Below are 19,888 nucleotides of genomic sequence, written 5' to 3' on the forward strand. Positions count from 1 at the left end.
ACCCCGATGCTCAGCGCGGCAGCAACTCGCGCAGTGTTTTCGTCACCACAGCCGGTGCCTGTTCGGCCATGAAATGCCCGCTGGTGACGGTCTCGTGCACGCAGTCCGGCGCCCACGCACGCCAGAGCGCGACCGCGTCGTAGCCCAGCGCGACGCCCCAATCCTGCTGCAGCACGGAGACCGGCATCTTCAGCTGGTTGCCCGCGTCCCGGTCGGCGCGGTCGTGCTCGACGTCGATGCCCGCGGACGCGCGGTAGTCGGCGACGATCGACGGGACCGCGTTCCGGCTCGCTTCGAGGTACCGGGCGCGGATGTCGGCCGGGATGGCTTCCGGGTCGGCGCCCCACTGGTCGAGGAAGTAGCTGAAGAACGCGTCCGGCGCGGCACCGATCAGCTGCTCGGGCAGGCCGGGCGGCTGCGCCATGAGGTAAAGGTGGAAGGCGACGGCCGCGCTGACGCCGTGCAGCACGTCCCACATGTCCAGCGTCGGCAGCACGTCGAGGATGGCCAGGTGGGACACGTGGTCCGGGTGGTCGAGGCCGGCGCGGATCGCGACGAGCGCGCCGCGGTCGTGCCCGGCCAGCGCGAACCGCTCGTGCCCGAAAGCGCGTGCGAGGGCGACGACGTCGGCGGCCATGGTGCGCTTCGAGTAGGTCTCGCCGGTGTCGGCGGGCTTGTCGCTGTCGCCGTAACCGCGCAGGTCAGGGCACAGCACGGTGTGGTCGGCGGCGAGGTCGGCGGCGACGTGCCGCCACATCAGGTGGGTCTGCGGGAAGCCGTGCAGCAGGACGACGGGCGAGCCGGAGCCCGCGACGGCCACATTGAGGGAAACCCCGTCGGCGACGGGCACTCGCTGGTAATCGAAGTTCATGCGGCCCAGCGTGCGCCGGGCCGATCAGCAACCGATCAGCAACGGCCGAGCTGATTACAGTACGGAACTGATGACCATCTCGTTCTCGGTGCTGGGCCCGCTGACGGCTCACGACGCGCGCGGGCCGGTGGCGTTGCCCGGGCCGCGGCATCGTGCGGTGCTCGCGCGTCTGCTCGTCGCCCGCGGACAGGTGGTTTCGACGGACGCGCTGGTCGACGCGTTGTGGACGGAGCCGAAGGCGGGCGCGGTCGGCGCGGTGCAGACCTTCGTCGGCGCGTTGCGGCGGTCGCTCGAACCGGACCGTCCACCGAGGACGCCCGCGAAGCTGCTGGTCACGGCCGGGCCGGGGTATGCGCTGCGCGCAGAACCGGAGCAGGTCGACGCGTGGCGGTTCGAGGCGTTGCTGCGGGGGACGCCGTCGGTCGCGCAGCTGGACGAGGCGCTCGGCTGGTGGCGGGGAGAACCGTACGCGGAGTTCGCCGACGAGCCGTGGGCGCGCGCCGAACGCGCTCGGCTCGACGAGCTTCGGTTGCTCGCGCTGGAACGGCGGGCCGCCGGTCTCCTGGATCTCGGCCGGGCCGCCGAGGCGGTGCCGGATCTGGAGTCCCTTGTGGACGCTCATCCGTTGCGCGAGGAAGCGTGGCGGCTGCTGGCGCTCGCGTTGTACCGCGCTGGACGGCAGGGTGACGCGCTGGCCGCGTTGCGCCGGGCGCGGACCGGGCTGTCGGAGGAGTTAGGCGTCGATCCCGGACCGGCGTTGCGGCAGGTGGAGCAGGACATCCTTGCGCAGGCACCGCGGCTGGCCCCGGCCGTTCACCAGCGGTTGGCCGGGCGCGAACCGGAGTTGGCGCGGCTGGCCGAGGTCGCGGCGGAGGTCGCGGAGCGCAAGCGATTCCGGCTCGCGCTGGTGTCCGGCGAGGCGGGCGCGGGCAAGACGGCGCTGGTCGAGGAATTCGCCGCCCGGCTGGGCTGGACCACGGCGTGGGGCGTGAATCCGGACGGGGCCGGGGTTCCGCCCGCCTGGCCGTGGACGCGGATCCTGGCCGCGCTGGGCGAAGCGGTCCCGCCGCGGCCGACGGCTGGCGATCCGGCGGTGGCCCGGTTCGAGTGGCATCAGGCGGTGGCCGCGCGCATCGCGCAGGTGCCGGGCCCGTTGCTGCTCGTGCTGGACGACCTGCATTGGGCGGGCGAGGAAACGCTGGCGCTGCTGACGTCGATGACGGTGGACTCGGTGCTCCTGGTCGCGACGTATCGGACGACCGAAGTCTCTCCGGAGCTGACCGCCGCGTTGGGCCGGCTCGCGCGCGCCGACCCGGTGCGGCTGTATCTGGGCGGACTTTCGGTCGAAGCAGTGGCCGAGCTGGTCGGTGCCGAATCCGCTGCGGTGATTCATCGCCGGTCTGGCGGAAATCCCTTCTTCGTCAAGGAACTCGCCCGGGCGCTCGACGCCGAAGGCGACCTGCCGGACGGAGTGCGCGACGTCGTCCGAAACCGGATCGCCGCGTTGCCCGACCACGTCCGCACCGTGCTCGGGAAGGCCGCGGTGATCGGCGCGGACGTCGACCTCGGGCTGCTCGGCGACGTTCTCGACGAGCTGGAAACCGCTGTGCAGGCAGGGTTTCTGACCGAAAGCGGGCCGCGGGCGTTCCGGTTCGCGCATTCGCTCGTCCGCGACGCGGTGTACGACGACCTTTCGCTGACTCGGCGCGCGCAGCTGCACCGAGAGGTCGGCGAGGCGTTGGCAAGCCGTCGTCCAACCGAGCTTTCCTTGTTGGCTCACCATTTTCTGCTCGCCGGAGACGACCGCGGCACTGCCTACGCACAGGCGGCCGCGGAACGCGCCGAGCGGGATTTCGCGCCCCACGAGGCACTTCGGCTCTGGCAGGCGGCTCTGGCCCAAGGCCCGCGTACCGTCGAACTGCTGATGGGACTCGCGCGGACGTCAGCGTTCACCGGTTCCCTGGCCGCCGCGCGCCGCTACCGCGCCGAGGCCCTGGACCTCGCCGGTGACGATTCCGCGTTGACCATCCGGGTCTTGACCGCCTTCGACGTGCCAGGAATCTGGACCGAGAACGACGACCCCGCGTTGGCCCGCCGCATCGCCGACGCAGCCGAGCACGCGCACACCACCGATCCGCTCGTGCGGGCGCGGCTGCTGGCAACCATCGCGTTGGAGCTGCGCAACGAAGGCGGCCAACGCGCACACGACGCAGCCGTCGAAGCGGAGGAGCTGGCGCGGTCCTCCGGTGACCCGGCGCTGCTGGCGCTGGCATTGAACGCACGCTGGACGCAGACGTTCACCCGCGCCGGCCTCGCTCCGGAACGCGCGCGGATCGGCGAAGAACTGGTCGAACTGGCCGCCCGGCACCGATTGGTGACGTTCGAGGTGCTCGGTCACCTGGTGCTGATGCAGGCCCGCTCAGCGCTCGCCGACTTCGCCGCCGCCGACGCGCACGCGGCCGCGGCGGATCGGCTGGGGGAGCAGTACGCCCTCCCGCTGGTCAGCGTGTTCACCGACGGATACCGCGCGCTCCGCTTGGCCGTCACCGGTCCGGTCGCCGCCGCGGAAGCTGCCTATCGCAGTGCTACGACGCGGTTGTCCGGCAGCGGAATGTCCGGAGTGGACCGTGGGCTGCTTCCGTTGGCGCTGCATTGCCTCTACCGCCAGCACGGCCTGGACTCCACAGTGGACTTCGCGCTGCCGCCCGACCGGCCAGACCTGTTGCAGGAACTGCGCGCCTGCCTCACCGCATCGACCGGCGACGCGCGCGAGCTGTACGCGCGGCTGGCCCCAGCGGAGAACGAACTGGCCGGTGCCGGTTCGGGACTCGTGACGCTGGGGCCGGTCGCCTACTACCTCGGCGAGCTGGCCGTCCGATTAGGACTGCCCGCCGACGAGCACTACCGCAAGGCCGTCGAAGTGGCCCGTCGCGCCGGAGCCGAGCACTGGGTCGAGGCCGCGCTCAGTCGACTACGTACCACTTGCCGCCGCGATTCTCCATAACCGCGTCGCCGAGGTCGCCGTCGGTGAACTTGACCGACGCCTTCACCGCGCGCGCCGGGATCTCGACCTTCTTGGCCCCCTCCTTGATCTTGGAGCGGTCGACCGTGGCGGTCTGCAGGGCCTTCTTCTGCGCGGGGGAGATCATCTGGAACGCCAGCGGCATCGTCTTCTCGCACGGCCCCATGCCCTGGTCCTCCGCCTGCTTGGCGGCCGGACCGGCGATTTCGCAGACCGTCGCGAGGTCTTCCCTACCCGCCGCGTGCATGAACGCTTCGTACCGCTCGACCGCGTCACCGCCGGTCGACGCCGCGGCGGACGTCGACGGTGCCGAAGACGTCGACGCGGGGGCGGAGGTTGAGGGCTGCGCGGCGGAAGACGTCGCGGGCGCGGGCGAGGAGGCCGGAGAGGCGGTGCCGCCGCTTTCGCTGCCGCAACTAGTGATCAGGAGGGCAGCGCCCACGGCAAGAAAGGGGAGGATACGAGCGGACATGGCGTGCCTTTCCCGTCAGGAAGAATGCTCCGGAGCATAAGCGACACTCGGCCGCCGCGTGCGGAAACGGGAATCTTGGGCACAAGCCTCTACTGAATCCGGACGTCAGTTCGCCGGATGCCCCGCCCCGGCGTAGTCGTCCCCGGGCCGATGGAACGTGTGGATCTGGATCGCCTGTCCCTCGGTCGGCGCGTTGATCATCAGTCCGTTCCCCAGATACAGGCCCACGTGGTGAATCCGCGTCGCCGGGCTGCCGTAGAAGACGAGGTCGCCCAGCTTCGGTTCCTGTCCGCCCGGAACCGGCGGGATCGAACGGAACTGGCTGTCCGCCGTGCGCGGCAGCGAAACCCCCGCGCTGTCGTACGAAGCCTTGGTGAGACCCGAGCAGTCGAACCCCGCCGCGCCCGCGTCCGGACCGTTGCCGCCCCACACGTACGGCAGGCCGAGCTGGCCGAGCGCGAACCGCGTGGCTTGCACCGACGGTGCGTTCGCCTTCGCCGGATCGAGGGAAAGCGTGGCGTACAGCTGGGCGTAGCCGAGCACTCGCTGCCGGAACAGCTCCATGCCGCTGCCGTTCTGGTACCCGGCCACGGCCTTCCACCAGCCGTTGCCCGCGGACAGGTCGACCCCGCTCGCGCACAGCGCGCGGGCCGCGGCGACAGACGCCGACGACGGGTCGGACAGCGCGGGGTGCGCGATGCCCGGGATCTGCGCGCCGTACTTCTTCCACTGCTGCGTCGAAAGCCCCATCGCGGCACCGTCGCCGCGGCCGTGGTTGTTGCCGGCGACGCCGAGGCCCGCCAGCGTGACCCACGACAGGTGACAGTCCGGGCGCTCCTTGCGCATGGTCAGCTCGCCGTTGGCGTACCCGAGCAACGCGGGGGCCGGGATGTCCAGCGGCCCGGCGAGCGAATCCGCCCACTTCTGCAGCGGGGCCGGACCGCCGCCTCCGCCCGCCGCGCCCTGCGCCGGTTCCTGCGCTTGCACCGGAGCGCTCGCTTGCAGCACCGACGGGCCGCTGACGGTCTTGGCCGGAGCCGGCGCGGTGAGCGCGGCCTGCGCCGGAACGGGAGCGGGCTGGTCGCGTCCGGCCACCAGCCAGCCCGCGGTGGCGAGCCCGGCGACGAGCGGCAACGCCACGAGGCCACGATGCAGGGCGCCACGAGCCCAGGTGGGCTTCGGCGGCGCGTCGGCGGTGGGGGATTCCGGCGTCACGGCGTCCAATCTAGAAGAGCGCACCTCTGGGTAACGAGCGAACGGCTTGCACGTTAGGGGGACTCTCATATTGTGGGCACATGGCTGAACTCGACGCGGCGCGGCTGCGGGACGGACTCGGCGGCCGCTACGCCCGCCTCGACGTCGTGGAGACGACCGGTTCCACCAACGCTGACCTGCGGGAAGCTCTCACCGAGGGGGCAGCGGACCGGACCGTTCTGCTGGCCGAGCACCAGACTGCCGGAGTAGGGCGGCGGGCCCGTTCGTGGAGTTCGCCGAAGGGGGCCGGGCTGTACCTGAGCGTGGCGCTGCGCCCAGCGGGCGTGCCGTTCTCCGCGCTCGGTTCACTTTCCGTGGTCGCTGGTCTCGCGGTGCACGCGCTCGCCACCGATTTGGGTGTCGATGTCGCCCTCAAATGGCCTAACGACGTGCTCGCCGGTCCGGAGCGGGGCAAGTGCGCGGGCATCCTCGCCGAAGCTGTCGGCACCGACGAAGCGGCCGTCGTGCTCGGCATCGGGCTGAACGTCCTGCCGCTCGGCGACGACGTTCCGGCCGGGCCGGGCGGCCTGCCCCCGACCTCGCTCGCGGAGCAGGGCGCGTCGACCACCGACCGGACCGAGGTCGCGCTCGGCCTGCTGACCAGGCTCGACGATCTCGAACGCCGCTGGCGGACGGCGGGCGGCGACCTCACCGAGGCCGGGTTGCTCGGCGACTACCGCGCGCGGTGCGCGACGCTCGGCCAGGACGTGCGGGTGCAGCTGCCGGACGGGTCGACGCTCACCGGCCGCGCCGCCGATCTGGACGCGTCCGGCCAGTTGCAGGTCGATGTCCCGGACGGACGGCGGCTGACCGTTTTCGCCGGTGATGTGGTGCACGTCCGCCCCGCTTGACCGGAACGGGCGCGCCCGCGCGGGGCCAGCGCCGGTACGGTGGATCCACCACATCGGCACACATTCGCAGGGGAGCGCCCGCCGTGGCCTATCCGGACGATTTGCTCAGCCAGAACGAGCGCGTGGTGGTGCACAGCCACCCGCACTTCAAGATGCTGATCTTCCCGTTCCTGGCGTTCGTGATCACCGTCGGCGCGGCGGTGTGGCTGCTCATTGTCGCCAAGGACTTCGCCGGGCCGTGGAACAACGTCACGATGATCGCGGTCGCCGTGGTGGCGCTGATCTTCGTGGTGTGGCTGTTCCTCGCGCCGCTGGTCCGCTGGCGCACGACGCACTTCATCGTGACCACCGACCGGCTGATCGCGCGCGAGGGCGTGCTCAAGCGCACCGGCATCGACATCCCGCTGTCGCGGATCAACAGCGTGCAGTTCGAGCACGGCCTGCTCGACCGGATCTTCGGCTGCGGCACGCTCATCATCGAGTCGGCCTCGGACGAGCCGCTGCGCTTCGATGACATTCCCCACGTCGAGCACGTGCATACGGTCATTTACCGCGAAGTCAACGACAATCCTTACGACGACTACCACGGCGCGCCCGGTCCGCAGGACACCGAACCTCTGCCCCCGCGCGGCCGGGAACCGCGCGGAAGGAGACGCTGACGTGGGTGCTCGAGAGGTCGGCCTGCCGGAACGGGTCCCCGCGGGCGGGTTGCCGCCGCGGGTCGAGATCTGGGAGGTCGGGGCGCGCGACGGGCTGCAGAACGAGGGCTCGGTCGTGCCGGTCGAGGTCAAGCTCGAGTTCCTGGACCGGCTCGCCGGCGCCGGGCTGACCACTCTTGAGGCGACCAGCTTCGTGCACCCGAAGTGGGTGCCGCAGCTCGCCGACGCGGAGCAGTTGCTCGCCGGGCTCGACCGCCACGACGGCGTCCGCTACCCGGTGCTGGTGCCGAACGACCGCGGCCTCAACCGCGCGCTCGACGCGGGCGTCGACCACATCGCGATCTTCGCCAGCGCCACCGAGACCTTCGCCCAGCGCAACCTGAACTCGACCTTCGACGACCAGTTCGCCATGTTCGAACCGGTGGTCACACGGGCCCGCAAGGAAGGCCTGGAGGTGCGCGGCTACCTGTCGATGTGCTTCGGCGACCCGTGGGAAGGCGTGGTCGCCACGGAGCAGGTCGTGCGGGCGGGCAAGCGGCTGCTCGACTTCGGCTGCTCGCAGCTCTCACTCGGCGACACCATCGGCGTCGCCACCACGAACCAGGTCACCCGGCTGATCGAGGCGTTCGGCGACACCTCGGCGCTGGCCGTGCACTTCCACGACACCTACGGCCAGGCGCTGGCCAACACCGAGGCCGCTCTCCGCGCCGGAGTGTCCACTGTGGACTCCTCGGCCGGCGGTCTCGGCGGCTGCCCGTACGCCGAGTCGGCGACCGGCAACCTGGCCACCGAGGATCTGGTCTGGCTGCTGGAGGGGCTGGGCGTGGAGCACGGCGTCGACCTCGGCAAGCTGGTGGAGACCAGCGTCTGGATGGCCGGGCAGCTGGGCCGCCCGTCGCCCTCGCGAGTGGTGAACGCGCTTGCCGGGTAACGTCGAATTCGTCCCGCTCAGCGCGGAGACGTGGCCGTTGTTCGAGCGGCTCTTCGGCCCCGGCGGGGTGCAGGGCGGCTGCTGGTGCACGTTCTTCCGGCTCGCCAACCAGGACTACAAGGCCGCCGGCCGGGACGGTCGCAAGGAGCACATCCAGACCGAGGCTCAGGACGGGAAACCGTTGGGGCTCTTGGGCATCGTCGACGGCGAACCGCTGGGCTGGGTGGCCGTGTCGCCGCGGAAGGACAATCCGCGGCTGGTGCGGTCGCGCGTGATGGCGTCGGACGAACCGGGCGCGGTCTGGTCGGTGACCTGCTTCTACATCCACCGGAACGGCCGTCGGCGCGGGCTGGCGACGGCGTTGCTGCGGGCCGCGGTGGACTACGCCGCCGAACAGGGCGCGGAAAGCGTCGAGGGGTATCCGGTGGAGGTCGGCACGCGGTCCTCTTCGGACCTGTACCACGGCACGATCGGCATGTTCGCCGACGCGGGGTTCGAGGTGGTCGAGAAGCGCGGCCTGGCCCGCGCGTTGGTGCGGCGGCGCCTGCCGGTCGCCCGATAAGGTGGGTTTCCCGCTCGGCCGGAACCTTCCGGCGCGAGCGGGCGTCCGACCCGGTGCCGGCACGACCGAGAAGAGGGTGCCAGTGTCCGACCAGCCCGAACCGGCAGACACCGACATGGCCACCGGCCCGGTGCGCGTGCCCGCCCAGTACGGCGGGCTGCTTGAACGCGGCTTCGACGAGGTGCCCACCCCGCCCGCGGGCACCGGCGTGCTGCCCGCGCAAAGCCGTCCGCCGGTCGGTTCCCCGCGCACGGACCGGGAAAGCGTGCTGGCGTTGTTCTCGGTGCACATGTTCCCGCTCGGGCATTTGCCGGTGGCGTCCGACCGTCCGGACCGGCAGCTGCCGCTGCCCTCGGACGGGCCCGCCCGGCGTCCGCTGTTCGACCATCCGGAATCGGCGTTGCTCGACGACACCGAGGTGCTCGGGTACGTGAAGCAGGGCTTCCGCCGTTCGCCCGCGCCGCCGGTGGATCCGGAGCCGCCCGAGGCGGTCGTCGAAGGCTATGTGCCGCCGGAAGGGGCCGAGTGGGAACGCCGGTTCGTGGTCGGCGCCGAGTACGTGTGGCCGCCCGCGGAGGGCTGCGTCGAAGAGCCGAATCCGGTGGTACTGCCGGAAAACACGCTGCTGGATCGCTTCGGCAGCGACCACGGCCGCGTGTTCGCTCCGGACGGCACGCCGTTCGCGGAGCGCGCTTTGCCGCCTGCCGCGCTGCGGTCTGGCTACCGCCGGTACCGCGTGCAGAAGCCCATGCCGGTGTGGCAAGCCACGTCGGCGGGATGGTTCGACGGACCGGGCGGCGGAATCCGCTACCGTGCGCTGCTGTCCGCGGACGAACTGGTCACGCTAGGTTTTCTGGTCGACGTCACGCGGGAGGCACGATGAACACCCAGTCGATTCGCAAGTGGCTGGACGTCATCGGGGTGCCCGAGGAAGTCGTGTCGATCGGCCGCGAAACGGACAACACGTGGTGCCTCCTGCCGACCTCCGACGGCGGCTGGGAAGTGTTCTGGCGCGAGCAGGGCAACCGCTACGACTGGGCCGCGTTCACCTCCGAACAGGTCGCCTGCCACTACCTCTTCGGCAGGCTGACCTGGTCACAGGTGGCGCGCGGCGCGGTCGGCGTGCTGCCCGGCGCTCACTGACGGCGCAGGACAGCCAGCGCTTCGTCGTGCAGGAGACCGTTGGTGGAGAGCGCTGAGCCGCCTTCGTAGGTCTCGGCGCCGGAAAGATCGGTGAACCGGCCGCCCGCCTCGGTCACGATCACCTGCGCGGCCGCGACGTCCCACGGGTTCACGATGCATTCGGCCGCGACGTCCATCGCTCCCTCGGCGACGAGGCAGTGGCTCCAGAAATCGCCGAACGCGCGGGATTCCCAGCACGCTTCGGTGAGCGCGAGGTACTTCTCGCGAGAGTGGTACTCGGTCCAGCTGTTCAAGTCCGTCGTGGACAGATAGGCGTCGCCGAGCGTCGCCACCTTCGACACCGACATACGCCGCTCGCCCGCCGCGTCGCGCAGGTGCGCGCCCTCGCCGCGAGCCGCCCACCAGCGACGGCCCAGCAGCGGCGCGCTGATCATGCCGACCACCGGCGTGCCGTCCTCGACGAGCGCGATCAGCGTCGCCCACACCGGGACCCCGCGCAGGAAGTTCTTGGTTCCGTCGATCGGGTCGATCACCCACGCCCGGCCTTCGCTGCCCGCGGTGCCGCCGCGTTCCTCGCCCGCGACGGTGTCGCCAGGCCGCTGCGCGGAGAGGATTTCGCGGATCGCGTCCTCGACGGCGGTGTCGGCGTCGGTCACCGGCGTGCGGTCCGGTTTCGCGGACACCGCGAGGTCGAGCGCGCGGAAGCGGGCGGTGGTGAGCGCGTCGGCGGCGTCCGCCAGCTGGGTGGCGAGAGCTAGGTCATCCGAGTAGGCAGGCACGGTCACGATGGTTTCACGCCGGTTCGCCGTAAGGTTGGCCAGGTGAGCATGGTCCTACTTGCCGAAGACGATCCGGCCATCGCCGAGCCGCTGTCCCGCGCGCTGCATCGGGAGGGGTACGAGATCGAGGTCGTCACGGACGGCCCGGCGGTGCTCGCCGCGACCGCCGAGCACCGGGTCGACCTGCTCGTGCTCGACCTCGGGCTGCCGGGAATGGACGGGCTGGAGGTGTGCCGCAGACTGCGCGCGAGCGGCACCGAACTGCCGGTGCTGATGCTCACCGCGCGCACCGACGAGGTCGATTTCGTCGTCGGCCTCGACGCGGGCGCGGACGACTACGTGGCCAAGCCGTTCCGGCTCGCCGAACTGCTCGCGCGGATCCGCGCGCTGCTGCGCCGCCGGGTGCCGGAGGTGCTGGAGGCGGGCGGCGTCCGGATGGACCTCGGCGCGCGACTGGTCACTGTGGACTCGCACGAGGTGCAGCTGGCGAACAAGGAGTTCGAGCTCGCTGCGCGTGCTGATGAACCGGGCCGGGCAGGTCGTGAGCCGCGACGAGATCCTCGCCGAGGTGTGGAACGACCTGGAGTCCAAGACGTCGAAGACGCTCGACATGCACATGTCCTGGCTGCGCCGCAAACTCGCGGTCGCCGCCGACGAGGCCGCGGGCAGGCAGGCGAAGCCGGCGCACTCCGACGCCGAGCGGCGCATCGCGACCGTGCGCGGCGTCGGGTTCCGGTTCAATGTCGAGTAGCCGCCGATGAGCATGCGCCGCCGGATCCTGCTGGCGATCCTCCTCGCCGTGCTGGTCACCGCGGCGGTACTGGGCATTCCGCTCGGCGTCACCGCGTGGCGGCTGGTGGAGAACCTCAACCGGGAAAGCCTGGCCGAACGAGCCCGCAACATCGCCGCGACCGTCGACACGCAGGTTGCGAACGGCCAGGAAATCGATCTGGAGCAATTCCGGGTCGGCGTTCCCGAAGGCGGCATGCTGATCGTGCGCGCGGAGGGTTTCAGCGAAAAACACCTCGGCGCGAACCCTGGCCCCAACCCGGTGGTCGAATCGGTGCCGACCGCCCGCAGCGGCACGGTCATGCTGGCGATCCCGAGCGGTCCGGTACGCACGAAGCAGACACAGGTGACGCTGCTGGTCGTGCTGCTGGTGGTGCTGTCGGTCGGCACCGGCACCGTGGTGGCGACCGTGACCGCACGCCGCCTGGCGAAACCGCTCCGGCACGTCGCAGACCGCGCGTCCCGCCTTGGCGGCGGCGATTTCCGCCCCGATCCCAGCCGCTACCGCGTGGCCGAGCTGGACATGGTCGCGGAGGCCCTGGACACGTCCGGGTCCGCGCTGGCACAGCTCGTGCAGCGGGAACGGCAGCTGGTCGGGGATGTCTCGCACCAGCTGCGCAGCCGGTTGACCGCCCTGCAGCTCCGGCTGGAACCACTGACCGGCCACGAGGACCCGGACGTCGTCGAGGAGTCCCGAGCCGCACAGGAACAAGCCGACCGCCTGGCCCAGGCCTTGGACGAACTGCTGGCCGCCGCCCGAGCCGCCCGCGAGGTAGACGCCGAGCCGGTCGACCTGCCGGTGACGCTGCCCGCTGTCGCGGAGGAATGGCGTCAACTGCTGCGCGTCGAGGGCCGAAATCTACGCCTGAAGGTCGCGGACGGCTTGATGGTGCGCGTAACCCCGGCACGGCTGCGCGAGGTGATCGGGGTGCTGCTGGACAACGCCCTCCGCCACGGCGCGGGAACAGTCACTTTGTCCGCCCGCCGCGGCGACGCGGAGGGGACTGTGGTGATCGAGGTCGCGGATACCGGTTCCGGAGTGCCGGATGAAATCGCGCCGCACATTTTCGAACGCGGCTTTTCCGGCGGCGGTTCGACCGGCGTGGGATTGGCGTTGGCCCGCGCCCTTGTCGAAGCGGACGGCGGACGACTGGAACTGTCGAATAAACGTCCGGCGATTTTCAGTCTGTTCTTGAAGGTGCCGCGTCCGGATGAGGTAGGGGAATTGCGATGGCCCGCGGAGCCGGTTCCTCGCTGAGCAGGATCCGGACGGCTTGCCGCACGTCAGCCGCGATGCGGTGGGGTGGTTGTTGCTCTTGAGGCCACGTGCGGTGGTGGCTGATCCAGAGGGTGCGTATTCCGGCTTGATGGCCGCACGCGATGTCGAGGCGAGGGCTGTCGCCGATGATCCAATCGTCGGACGTCAGCGTGGTTCCGCAGTGCTGGGCGGCGAGATGGAGGATGCGCGGGTCGGGCTTGCGCAGGCCGACAGCGTCGGAAATGCAGTAGCCGTCGACCGCATTGGCGAGGCCGGTCCGTTCGAGCTTCGCCAGCTGGTTGTCCCGCATCCCGTTGGTGACAATGCCGATTCGCCAACCGGCGGCGCGAAGGTCGCCCAGAACGTCAAGCACGTGCGGGTAGAGCTGCACCAACTGCGGAATCCTCGCGCGATAGCTCGCCCACAGCTGTTCAGCTGATTCAGTGAGATCGAACCTTTGCCGGACTTCGGCGAAGAACTGGTCCATCGGACCTTCGTGCCGTGCGGAGACCAGCCAGCCCGCCGTCCCGTCGGGAAGCCGGTGCTGCGCGGCGAATTCCGTCGCCCAACGGGAAAACGCGCCGCTGAGATCGGTCAGCGTGTCGTCAAGGTCAACCAGCGCCAGCCGAGTCACCGGGGAATCCGGGGCACCCCGTCCTTCCGCCGTTCCCCCAGCTCATCCGGGAACACCCACTTCTTGAACCCCCAGAACCGGAACACCATCGCCAGCAGCATGCCGATGATCGATCCGCTCGCGAAGTCCGCGACCTCCTGCACGAACCGCGACACGTGCGGCACTTCCAGGTGCAGCCAGTAGCGCGAGATCAGCAGCGGAATGAGGTTCACCACCACCGCGACCCCGCTGATCAGGAAGAACAGCGTCGCCTCGTGGGCGCGTTCGCGGCCGCCGCGGGTGCGGAACGACCATTCGCGGTTGAGCACGTACGACACGATCGTCGCGACGATGATCGCGATCGCCTTCGCCGTGGTCGGTTTCGACTCCAGCACGCTGAGCTTCAGCAGGTACCAGACGCCGTTGTCGACCAGGAAGGTCGTGCCGCCCACGATCGCGAACTTCAGCAGCTCCCGGTGCTTCACGAGCACGGAGCGCAACGGCTCGGGAGTGCGGGCGAGCACGGTTTCGACGACGGTCACGTATCGCAGTCTAGAGAATTCGAGGTCACGGCAGGTCTCAGGCGGCCTTACGGTCCGGAATATCCCGATTGTCATTCTCCGCTGTTTCCAGCCGGGCGCCCTCCGTGGGGAAAACCCACTTCTTGAACGCCCACCACCGGAACATCGTCCCGAGCAGGGTGCCGAGGATCATCCCGCTCACGAAGTCGGCGACCTCCTGGCCGACCAGGCTCACGTGCGGCACCTGCAGGTGCAGGGCATACCGCGAAACCCACTGCGGCAACGCGTTCAGCCCGAGCGCGATCCCGCTGATCAGGAAGAACAGCGCGGCCTCGTGCGCGCGCTCCCGGCCGCCGCGGGTGCGGAACGCCCATTCGCGGTTGGCGACGTAGGAGAAGATCGTGGCGATCAGCACACCGACGATCAGCGCGGTGACCGGATGGGTCCGCAGCACGGTGAACTTCAGGACGTACGTGATCGTCAGCGTGATGACGAAGCTCGTGCCGCCGACCAGGGCGAAACGGACCAGTTCACGGTGTTTCGCCAGGAGTTCGCGCACTCGGCGGACGCTACTCCGTGAACCAGCCGAAGAAGCCCCGGGGTTCGACCGACGGCGGACGTTTGTCCTGGTTACCGGGTTTGCCCGGCTTGCTGCTCGTACCGGGGTTCGGCGGCGCGCTCGTGGTGGTGGCCGAGCTGCTCGGCGTCGGGTCCGTCGTCTCGTCCTCGGCGGACGTCGAGGACGGCGGGGTGAAGCTCGGCTTCGGATGCTTCGACGAACTCGGCGCGTGGCTCTTCGACGGCGTCGTCGGGAGCGGCACCGATGTGGGTGACAGCGGTTCAGTCGTCGGGTCGTGGCACATGTTCCACCAGCAGCCGAGCGGAACCGGCACCGGTTTCGCCGAGGCATTGCCGAGCGACGCGCCGACGGTGACGGTGAGCGGGCCCTCGAACGGCTTGCGGTCCACAAGCACCCACAGCGACGCCTGTTCGCCCGGAGCCAGCGGCTTGACACTCGTGCAGCTCGTGCTCGAACCGCCGGACGTGCACTCGAACTGCTTGAAGCTGACTTGCCCCTCGACGCGGTGGTCGAAGGTGATCGTCACCGGTTTCGTGCTCTCTCCGGTGTTCCGCACGTCAGCGTCGATGATCGGCTTCAGCTTCCACGGCACTCCGTGTGCGTGGGCGGCCAGCGACAGATCGTCCTTCGGGGCCTTGACCTTCACCAGGACGCTGACGGTGACGTTCACGGAAGCACCGGCCGTGACCGAACCGGTCACCGTGCCGCCCTTCGCGTCCTCGTTCGCCTGCAGCCGGAACATCAGCACGGCCGACTGCCCAGGCTGCAGACCGCTCCCGGTCTTGCAGGTGACCGTGCCCGTGCCGCCAGGGCACGCGACCTGCATCGGTCCGGACTGCGCGGCCGCTTCGCTGGAGTACGCGCCAGCCGCGCCGCCGCCGTTCGCCGGAACGGCCTCCACGCCAGGCGGCAGGTCCAGCTTCGCCTGGACCGGATCGGACACGGCGTTGCCGTCGTTGCGCACGGTGATCGGCAGTGCGACCGGTCCACCGCCCGGCTGGAGTTCGACCCCACCCGGCGGAAGCGTCGCGGACAGGGACGGCTTCGTCTGCGGGTTCTGAGCTGGCGGCTGCGCCGGCGGGGCGGCCGGAGGTGCCGCGGGCGGTGCCACAGCCGGAGGCGCGGGCTGAGCAGGCGGCGGGGCCGGCGGAGCTGGCGGGGCGGCGGGAGGTGCTGGGGGAGCTGGCGGTTGCCCAGGTGCGGGCGCGGCGGCTGGCGGCGGCGCGGGTACCTGCTGAGCTGCCGGGATGGTCTGAGTTCCGCCACCCGCGGCCAGGGCGACCGCGACCGCGGCCACCACTGCGGCCCCAGATGCGGCGACACCGGCGAACTGCCGAGGCGCGGACGCAGCCGCACCCGCGGCACCAGCCTTGGCCCCGCCTGCCGCGGCGGCGCCGGCACCGATAGCCGTGGCACCGGCAGTGGCCGCGCTGGCCTTGGCCGCACCGATCGTGGCCAGGTACCCGAGAGCGGCGCCACCGAGGACGATCGGGGCGATGATCGCGCGCAGACCGCCGTTGACGTCGGCCAGTTCGGCCGCCAGCATCCGGCACTGCTCGCATTCGTCGAGGTGGTTTTCCACCTGCGAGCGCTCGCGTTTGGACAGCCCGTCGCGCGTCCAGGCACCGAGCCGTTCGGCCGTCGCCCGGCAGCGGTCCGCACCGTTTTCCTGCAGGTGGACCTGCAGATACGCCTGACGAAGCCCTTCACGGGCGCGGTAGGCGAGCGCGGACACGCCGTTCGCGGTCAAGCCGAGCAGCGGCGCGACTTCAGCCGGGCTCTGCTGCTCGATTTCGGTGTGCCACAGCACTGCCTGCCAGCGTTCCGGCAACCGTGCGAACGCCTTCGCGGCCATCGTCCGCTCGAGGCCCGCGACGGCGGTGTCGGAGAACGGCACGGTGAGCGCCTCGCCGGCGGCCCCGCCGACGTCGCTCATGTCTTCGTTCAGGTCGATCCGACGGTCGCGGCGAGTCTTGTCGTACGCGGTGTGACGGAGCGCAGTAAGCAGGTACGCACGGAAGGCGCTGTCCGGGCCCTTCCCGCCACGCAGCGTGTCCAGCACCTTCGAGAAGGCCTCGGACACGAGGTCGTCGGCTTCCGAACTGGACCGCGCGAGCTGGCGGGCGAGGTTGTGCGCGGCACCGCTGTGCCGCTCGTAGAGCGGACCGTAGGACGCGATCTTTCCCGCGCGCACCTCAGCGATCAGCTCGGCGTCACTCTTACCGGAGAGATCGGCGGGAACGGTGGACACGGGGCTCCTTTAAGGCTGCGCGCGCGGCGGACTCCACGCGCCTTTCTCCCTACAACGCACACCAAGTGTGACGGATGCGGCGACACTCGTCACGCCGTGGTCCGCCACATGCCTCGGTAGGCGCAGCAAGTTCACCCGTGATCTGGCGATTACGTGAAAAAGATCGGGGAAAACGCGTCACGCGAGGAGTTCCGCTGCGTCCCCTCCGTGATTGGGGAGAAGATCGACAGGAACCGGAAGGAGCTGGGGGTTCGGTGGACGTACCGGCGACCGGGGCGCGGTTCGGCTCCGCAGGCGACTCGTCGGGGGACGAGACGCGTGCGCGGTTCGAGCGGGACCGCCATTTGCGGGCATTGCGGGCTCGCTGGCGAACAGCCAGCCTCGCGGCTGGCTGGCGTTTCCCGAGCGACTGGGCTTTGCCCGAAGTGGACGCGGTGTGCGCGGCAGTAGTGCGGCACGGTTCGACGGGCGCGGAAACCGCGCTGGCCGGACTGGGCCGGGCACGAGCCGCGGCCGGGGCGGGACTGTCGGAAACGCTGTCCGACCTGGCCGCCCTGCACGCGGTGCTCGCCGACCCGGACGCGGTCGACGGGTTCGTCGCGCCGGACGTCGACGCCACTCCGGCCCGGCTGCTGCGGGTGACCGCGCTGGCCTGGGCGGACGTCGCGACCGATCAGCTCGTGCACACCGAGGTCACCGACCCACTCACCGGCCTGCCGTCCGCGGCGTACCTGCGGACCCGGCTCGGCGAGATCTACCGCGGCGGCGTGAACGAAGCGAATGTGCTGCTGACCGTGTCATTGGACCTGACGTCGGTGTCCGGCTGGCCACGGCTGACCGCGATGATCCTCGCCGCGGACGCCGTCCGTGCGGTATTCGACACCGGCGAGTGTTACGCGACAATCGGCCCGTCCGCGGTCGCGGTGCTGGCCGAACGCAACGAACGCCTGGCCACCCGCGGGGTCGCGTTGCGGCGGGCGCTCAACGAACGCCTGGCGGTGGATCCGCAGCTTCGCGACGTCGCCCGTCCGCTCGTTTCAGCCGTGCGGCTGCCCGGGACACACGACCGGGCGTGCGAACTGCTGACGGAATTGGCGCACAGCTAAGCCCGGGTCCCCCTTCCTGACCAGCGCTGCCGCACTCATGCTTTCCTGGTGTGGTGACCAGGACCGTACCCTCCGCTGCCGACAGCGAAGCTCCGGTGAATCGATCCGGGCAGCCCCGGCTGGCCCTGCGCCGATCTCTGGCGAGGCTGTCCGTGCGCCCTCGGTCGATGCTGATCTTCGCCGTGTTCCCGCTGCTGGCGATCGCGATGGGGTTCTGGGGCTGGGCGCACGACTGGAACCTCGGCGTGGACAGCGCGGTCTACCGGGCGGGTGCCCTGCAGCTGCTGCGCGGCGACAACCTTTACGACGCGAACACGCTGCCCACCGAACCCGGCTGGGCGCTGCTGCCGTTCACCTACCCGCCGACCGCGGCGCTGCTGTTCGCGCCGCTCGCGCTCGTGCCGGTGCAGGTCGCCTGGGGCTTCCTCACCGTGGCTTCGCTCGGCGCGCTCGCGCTGTCGATCCGCATCGCGATCGGTGCCCTGCCCCGCCCCGCCGCCGACGGCCCCCGCTGGTGGGCCTCGCCTGCCCGATCGACCATCGTGTTCTTCCTGGTCTTCCTCGGTTTCGAACCGGTGTGGCGGACGATCTTCCTCGGTCAGATCAACCTCATCCTGATGGCGATGGTCCTGCTGGACCTGCTCGTCATCGGCGCGCGCGGCAGCCGCTGGGGCGGCGTACTGGTGGGCCTCGCCGCGGCGGTCAAACTGACCCCCATCGTGTTCCTCGGCCACCTGCTGGTCACCGGCCGCTGGAAAGACGCGCTGCGCGGACTCGCGACGTTCGTGGGCATGCAGCTGCTGCTGTTCGTGATCAACCCGCACGATTCGTGGAAATACTGGACCAAGACCCTGCCCGACACCGGCCGGATCGGCCCGATCCACTGGGCGGGCAACCAGTCCCTGAACGCCCTGATGAACCGCGCCACGGACCTGGCCCCCTGGGCCTCCACCGCGGCGACCGTCATCGGCCTGGTGCTCGCGATTCCGGCGCTGTGGCTGATGCTGCGCTTCCACCGGCGCGGACAAGCGCTGGCCGCACTGCTCGTCACGGCGTTCTGGATCCTGCTGATCTCGCCGGTTTCCTGGTCGCACCACTGGGTCTGGGTCGCGCCGCTGGTCGTGCTCCTGGTGTCCAGGCTGCCGAAAACCACCCCGGCGACCGCGTGGAAACGGTGGCTGGGCACGTTCCTGGTGGCGTTCGTGTTCGTCAGTTGTGTGCTGCTGATCTTGCCGAACGGCCGGAATGTCGAGCTGCACTGGAAGGTGTGGCAGAACGTCCTTGGCGACGCGTACATCCTGATGCCAGTCGTGCTGGCCGCCGCTTTGATCCTGCGCTGGGGCCTGCAACGGCGCGCCCGCGAGCGCGTGCAGCGGGAACCTTCGGACCAGCTGGGGTCTTAGCTTTTTCGCTGGTCAGCGGCTTGGCCGCGGTTTTTGTCGGTGGTCGCGGTTACTGTCTGGATCGCGGTGGTTACGCGGCTGTTCGGAGTTTCGGCTCGCGGACGGGCACGGGCATCGTTCTGATCCGGTGATTCCGGGCAGATCAACCGGATAGTGCGTTGGTTATTTCTCCGGACCGCCGTAGAAGTCGCCCAGCGAGGTGCGGGTGTACTGGATCAGCAGGTCGGCGTGAGCGAAATCGGCGGGAAGACAGGCTCGGGCCGCGGCGAGCAACTCGTCGAACCGGAAGGGCGGCGTGACGGTCTTCGCGAGCGGATGGCGTTCACGAAGCTGCTTCATCAGCTCGGCGAGGTAGACCACGGCCGCGTTCGAGTCGGTGGTCCAGAGCCAGGCGAGCACGTCGCCGAATCCCTGGGGAAAGGTCAGCGGCCGGGTCTCCCCGGTGAGCATCCCGGTGGCCACTCCGGGGAGGCTCGCTTCACGGAGGGCGTGGAGAACTGGGCGGGGGAGAGTGACGGTGTCCATCCGGCCATCCTGGTGCAGCGGGGTGGTTTGGGGGTGGGGCTTGGCGGGTTTCGGTTCGTCCAGCTGATCCGGTTTGCCAAGCCGCCGCGATCGGTCGGCCTGGGCTGGCTCGTCAAGCCGGTCCGGTCCGCCGATCCGATTGCGCTCGTCAAGCCGACTGCCCGTCAAGCCGACTGCCCGTCAAGTTGGCTTGACTCGCCGAGCTGCCCCGGCCGGTCGGGCGGTCCCGCTCGCTAGGCGCCCCCGCTTGCCAGGCTGTTCTGCTCACCAGGGTCTGCCGGTTCGCCCGGCCGCCTTG

The 19,888-nt window shown here is 70.3% G+C and carries 19 protein-coding genes and 1 pseudogene; 11 read left to right on the top strand and 9 right to left on the bottom strand.

The window, feature by feature from the left end:
• Nucleotides 1–10: 10 nt before the first annotated feature.
• A complete protein-coding gene (locus tag RPX00_RS18515; protein WP_406640922.1) occupies nucleotides 11–871 on the bottom strand; it encodes an alpha/beta fold hydrolase in 861 nt (286 codons plus the stop codon).
• Nucleotides 872–941: 70 nt separating this feature from the next.
• Here RPX00_RS18515 and RPX00_RS18520 point away from each other — a divergent pair, with 70 nt between their 5' ends.
• A complete protein-coding gene (locus RPX00_RS18520; RefSeq protein ID WP_406640924.1) occupies nucleotides 942–3,875 on the top strand; it encodes a BTAD domain-containing putative transcriptional regulator in 2,934 nt (977 codons plus the stop codon).
• Here RPX00_RS18520 and RPX00_RS18525 read toward each other — a convergent pair.
• Together RPX00_RS18525 and RPX00_RS18530 are read right to left on the bottom strand one after the other, a co-directional pair.
• On the bottom strand, nucleotides 3,835–4,335 hold the full coding sequence (locus RPX00_RS18525) for a hypothetical protein (RefSeq protein WP_406640926.1): 501 nt from the start codon (nucleotides 4,333–4,335) through the stop codon (nucleotides 3,835–3,837). The genes RPX00_RS18520 and RPX00_RS18525 overlap by 41 nt on opposite strands.
• Nucleotides 4,336–4,470: 135 nt before the next feature.
• Nucleotides 4,471–5,580 carry a C40 family peptidase gene (locus RPX00_RS18530; protein ID WP_406640928.1) on the bottom strand — a complete coding sequence of 370 codons (1,110 nt, stop codon included), beginning with the start codon at nucleotides 5,578–5,580 and terminating at the stop codon, nucleotides 4,471–4,473.
• An 80-nt stretch (nucleotides 5,581–5,660) separates the two neighbouring features.
• On the opposite strand from RPX00_RS18530, the gene RPX00_RS18535 reads away from it, so the two are divergent.
• From RPX00_RS18535 to RPX00_RS18560, 6 genes are all read left to right on the top strand, one after another.
• Nucleotides 5,661–6,470 (top strand): biotin--[acetyl-CoA-carboxylase] ligase, encoded by an 810-nt coding sequence (locus RPX00_RS18535; protein WP_406640930.1) that lies wholly within the window; start codon nucleotides 5,661–5,663, stop codon nucleotides 6,468–6,470.
• An 83-nt stretch (nucleotides 6,471–6,553) separates the two neighbouring features.
• On the top strand, nucleotides 6,554–7,129 hold the full coding sequence (locus tag RPX00_RS18540) for a PH domain-containing protein (protein ID WP_406640931.1): 576 nt from the start codon (nucleotides 6,554–6,556) through the stop codon (nucleotides 7,127–7,129).
• A 1-nt stretch (nucleotide 7,130) separates the two neighbouring features.
• The gene (locus RPX00_RS18545; RefSeq protein ID WP_406640933.1) at nucleotides 7,131–8,060 is read left to right on the top strand and encodes a hydroxymethylglutaryl-CoA lyase; all 930 of its coding nucleotides are present in this window, start codon (nucleotides 7,131–7,133) and stop codon (nucleotides 8,058–8,060) included.
• Nucleotides 8,050–8,622 (top strand): GNAT family N-acetyltransferase, encoded by a 573-nt coding sequence (locus RPX00_RS18550; protein ID WP_406640936.1) that lies wholly within the window; start codon nucleotides 8,050–8,052, stop codon nucleotides 8,620–8,622. Before RPX00_RS18545 ends, RPX00_RS18550 begins: the two co-directional genes overlap by 11 nt.
• A gap of 82 nt (nucleotides 8,623–8,704) precedes the next feature.
• The gene (locus RPX00_RS18555) at nucleotides 8,705–9,505 is read left to right on the top strand and encodes a TNT domain-containing protein (protein ID WP_406640938.1); all 801 of its coding nucleotides are present in this window, start codon (nucleotides 8,705–8,707) and stop codon (nucleotides 9,503–9,505) included.
• Complete coding sequence (locus RPX00_RS18560) at nucleotides 9,502–9,765, top strand: hypothetical protein (protein WP_378300578.1); 264 nt, start codon at nucleotides 9,502–9,504, stop codon at nucleotides 9,763–9,765. The genes RPX00_RS18555 and RPX00_RS18560 overlap by 4 nt, the downstream gene beginning before the upstream one ends.
• On the opposite strand, the gene hisN is transcribed toward RPX00_RS18560, so the two are convergent.
• Complete coding sequence (gene hisN / locus RPX00_RS18565) at nucleotides 9,759–10,550, bottom strand: histidinol-phosphatase (protein WP_406640940.1); 792 nt, start codon at nucleotides 10,548–10,550, stop codon at nucleotides 9,759–9,761. The two genes, RPX00_RS18560 and hisN, sit on opposite strands and share 7 nt — an antisense overlap.
• A gap of 42 nt (nucleotides 10,551–10,592) precedes the next feature.
• Here hisN and RPX00_RS18570 point away from each other — a divergent pair.
• Nucleotides 10,593–11,295, top strand: a pseudogene (locus tag RPX00_RS18570) (response regulator transcription factor).
• Between the two features lie 12 nt (nucleotides 11,296–11,307).
• Nucleotides 11,308–12,591 carry an ATP-binding protein gene (locus RPX00_RS18575; RefSeq protein ID WP_406642989.1) on the top strand — a complete coding sequence of 428 codons (1,284 nt, stop codon included), beginning with the start codon at nucleotides 11,308–11,310 and terminating at the stop codon, nucleotides 12,589–12,591.
• On the opposite strand, the gene RPX00_RS18580 is transcribed toward RPX00_RS18575, so the two are convergent.
• From RPX00_RS18580 to RPX00_RS18595, 4 genes are read right to left on the bottom strand one after another with little or no spacing between them, the layout of a single operon-like run.
• Nucleotides 12,515–13,225 carry an HAD family hydrolase gene (locus tag RPX00_RS18580; RefSeq protein ID WP_406640942.1) on the bottom strand — a complete coding sequence of 237 codons (711 nt, stop codon included), beginning with the start codon at nucleotides 13,223–13,225 and terminating at the stop codon, nucleotides 12,515–12,517. The two genes, RPX00_RS18575 and RPX00_RS18580, sit on opposite strands and share 77 nt — an antisense overlap.
• Nucleotides 13,222–13,746 carry a GtrA family protein gene (locus tag RPX00_RS18585; protein WP_378300572.1) on the bottom strand — a complete coding sequence of 175 codons (525 nt, stop codon included), beginning with the start codon at nucleotides 13,744–13,746 and terminating at the stop codon, nucleotides 13,222–13,224. Before RPX00_RS18585 ends, RPX00_RS18580 begins: the two co-directional genes overlap by 4 nt.
• Nucleotides 13,747–13,783: 37 nt before the next feature.
• Nucleotides 13,784–14,284 carry a GtrA family protein gene (locus RPX00_RS18590; RefSeq protein WP_406640944.1) on the bottom strand — a complete coding sequence of 167 codons (501 nt, stop codon included), beginning with the start codon at nucleotides 14,282–14,284 and terminating at the stop codon, nucleotides 13,784–13,786.
• 10 nt (nucleotides 14,285–14,294) lie between these two features.
• Complete coding sequence (locus RPX00_RS18595) at nucleotides 14,295–16,556, bottom strand: sigma-70 family RNA polymerase sigma factor (RefSeq protein ID WP_406640946.1); 2,262 nt, start codon at nucleotides 16,554–16,556, stop codon at nucleotides 14,295–14,297.
• Nucleotides 16,557–16,810: 254 nt separating this feature from the next.
• Here RPX00_RS18595 and RPX00_RS18600 point away from each other — a divergent pair, with 254 nt between their 5' ends.
• Nucleotides 16,811–17,662 carry a GGDEF domain-containing protein gene (locus RPX00_RS18600; protein ID WP_378300566.1) on the top strand — a complete coding sequence of 284 codons (852 nt, stop codon included), beginning with the start codon at nucleotides 16,811–16,813 and terminating at the stop codon, nucleotides 17,660–17,662.
• 53 nt (nucleotides 17,663–17,715) lie between these two features.
• Nucleotides 17,716–19,065: a glycosyltransferase 87 family protein gene (locus RPX00_RS18605; protein ID WP_406640948.1), complete on the top strand. Its 1,350-nt coding sequence runs from the start codon at nucleotides 17,716–17,718 to the stop codon at nucleotides 19,063–19,065.
• Nucleotides 19,066–19,227: 162 nt separating this feature from the next.
• Here RPX00_RS18605 and RPX00_RS18610 read toward each other — a convergent pair whose 3' ends face one another.
• Nucleotides 19,228–19,590, bottom strand: coding sequence for a hypothetical protein (locus tag RPX00_RS18610; RefSeq protein ID WP_406640950.1), 363 nt, complete (start codon nucleotides 19,588–19,590; stop codon nucleotides 19,228–19,230).
• Nucleotides 19,591–19,888 lie beyond the last annotated feature (298 nt).

The organism is Amycolatopsis sp. WGS_07 (assembly GCF_045278895.1).
Taxonomy (GTDB): domain Bacteria; phylum Actinomycetota; class Actinomycetes; order Mycobacteriales; family Pseudonocardiaceae; genus Amycolatopsis.

Coding starts and splice junctions, on each gene's coding strand:
- RPX00_RS18560 (WP_378300578.1), top strand. CDS start 9,502: ATGAACACCCAGTCGATTCGCAAGTGGCTGGACGTCATCGGGGTGCCC.
- RPX00_RS18520 (WP_406640924.1), top strand. CDS start 942: ATGACCATCTCGTTCTCGGTGCTGGGCCCGCTGACGGCTCACGACGCG.
- RPX00_RS18515 (WP_406640922.1), bottom strand. CDS start 871: ATGAACTTCGATTACCAGCGAGTGCCCGTCGCCGACGGGGTTTCCCTC.
- RPX00_RS18575 (WP_406642989.1), top strand. CDS start 11,308: ATGCGCCGCCGGATCCTGCTGGCGATCCTCCTCGCCGTGCTGGTCACC.
- RPX00_RS18535 (WP_406640930.1), top strand. CDS start 5,661: ATGGCTGAACTCGACGCGGCGCGGCTGCGGGACGGACTCGGCGGCCGC.
- RPX00_RS18610 (WP_406640950.1), bottom strand. CDS start 19,590: ATGGACACCGTCACTCTCCCCCGCCCAGTTCTCCACGCCCTCCGTGAA.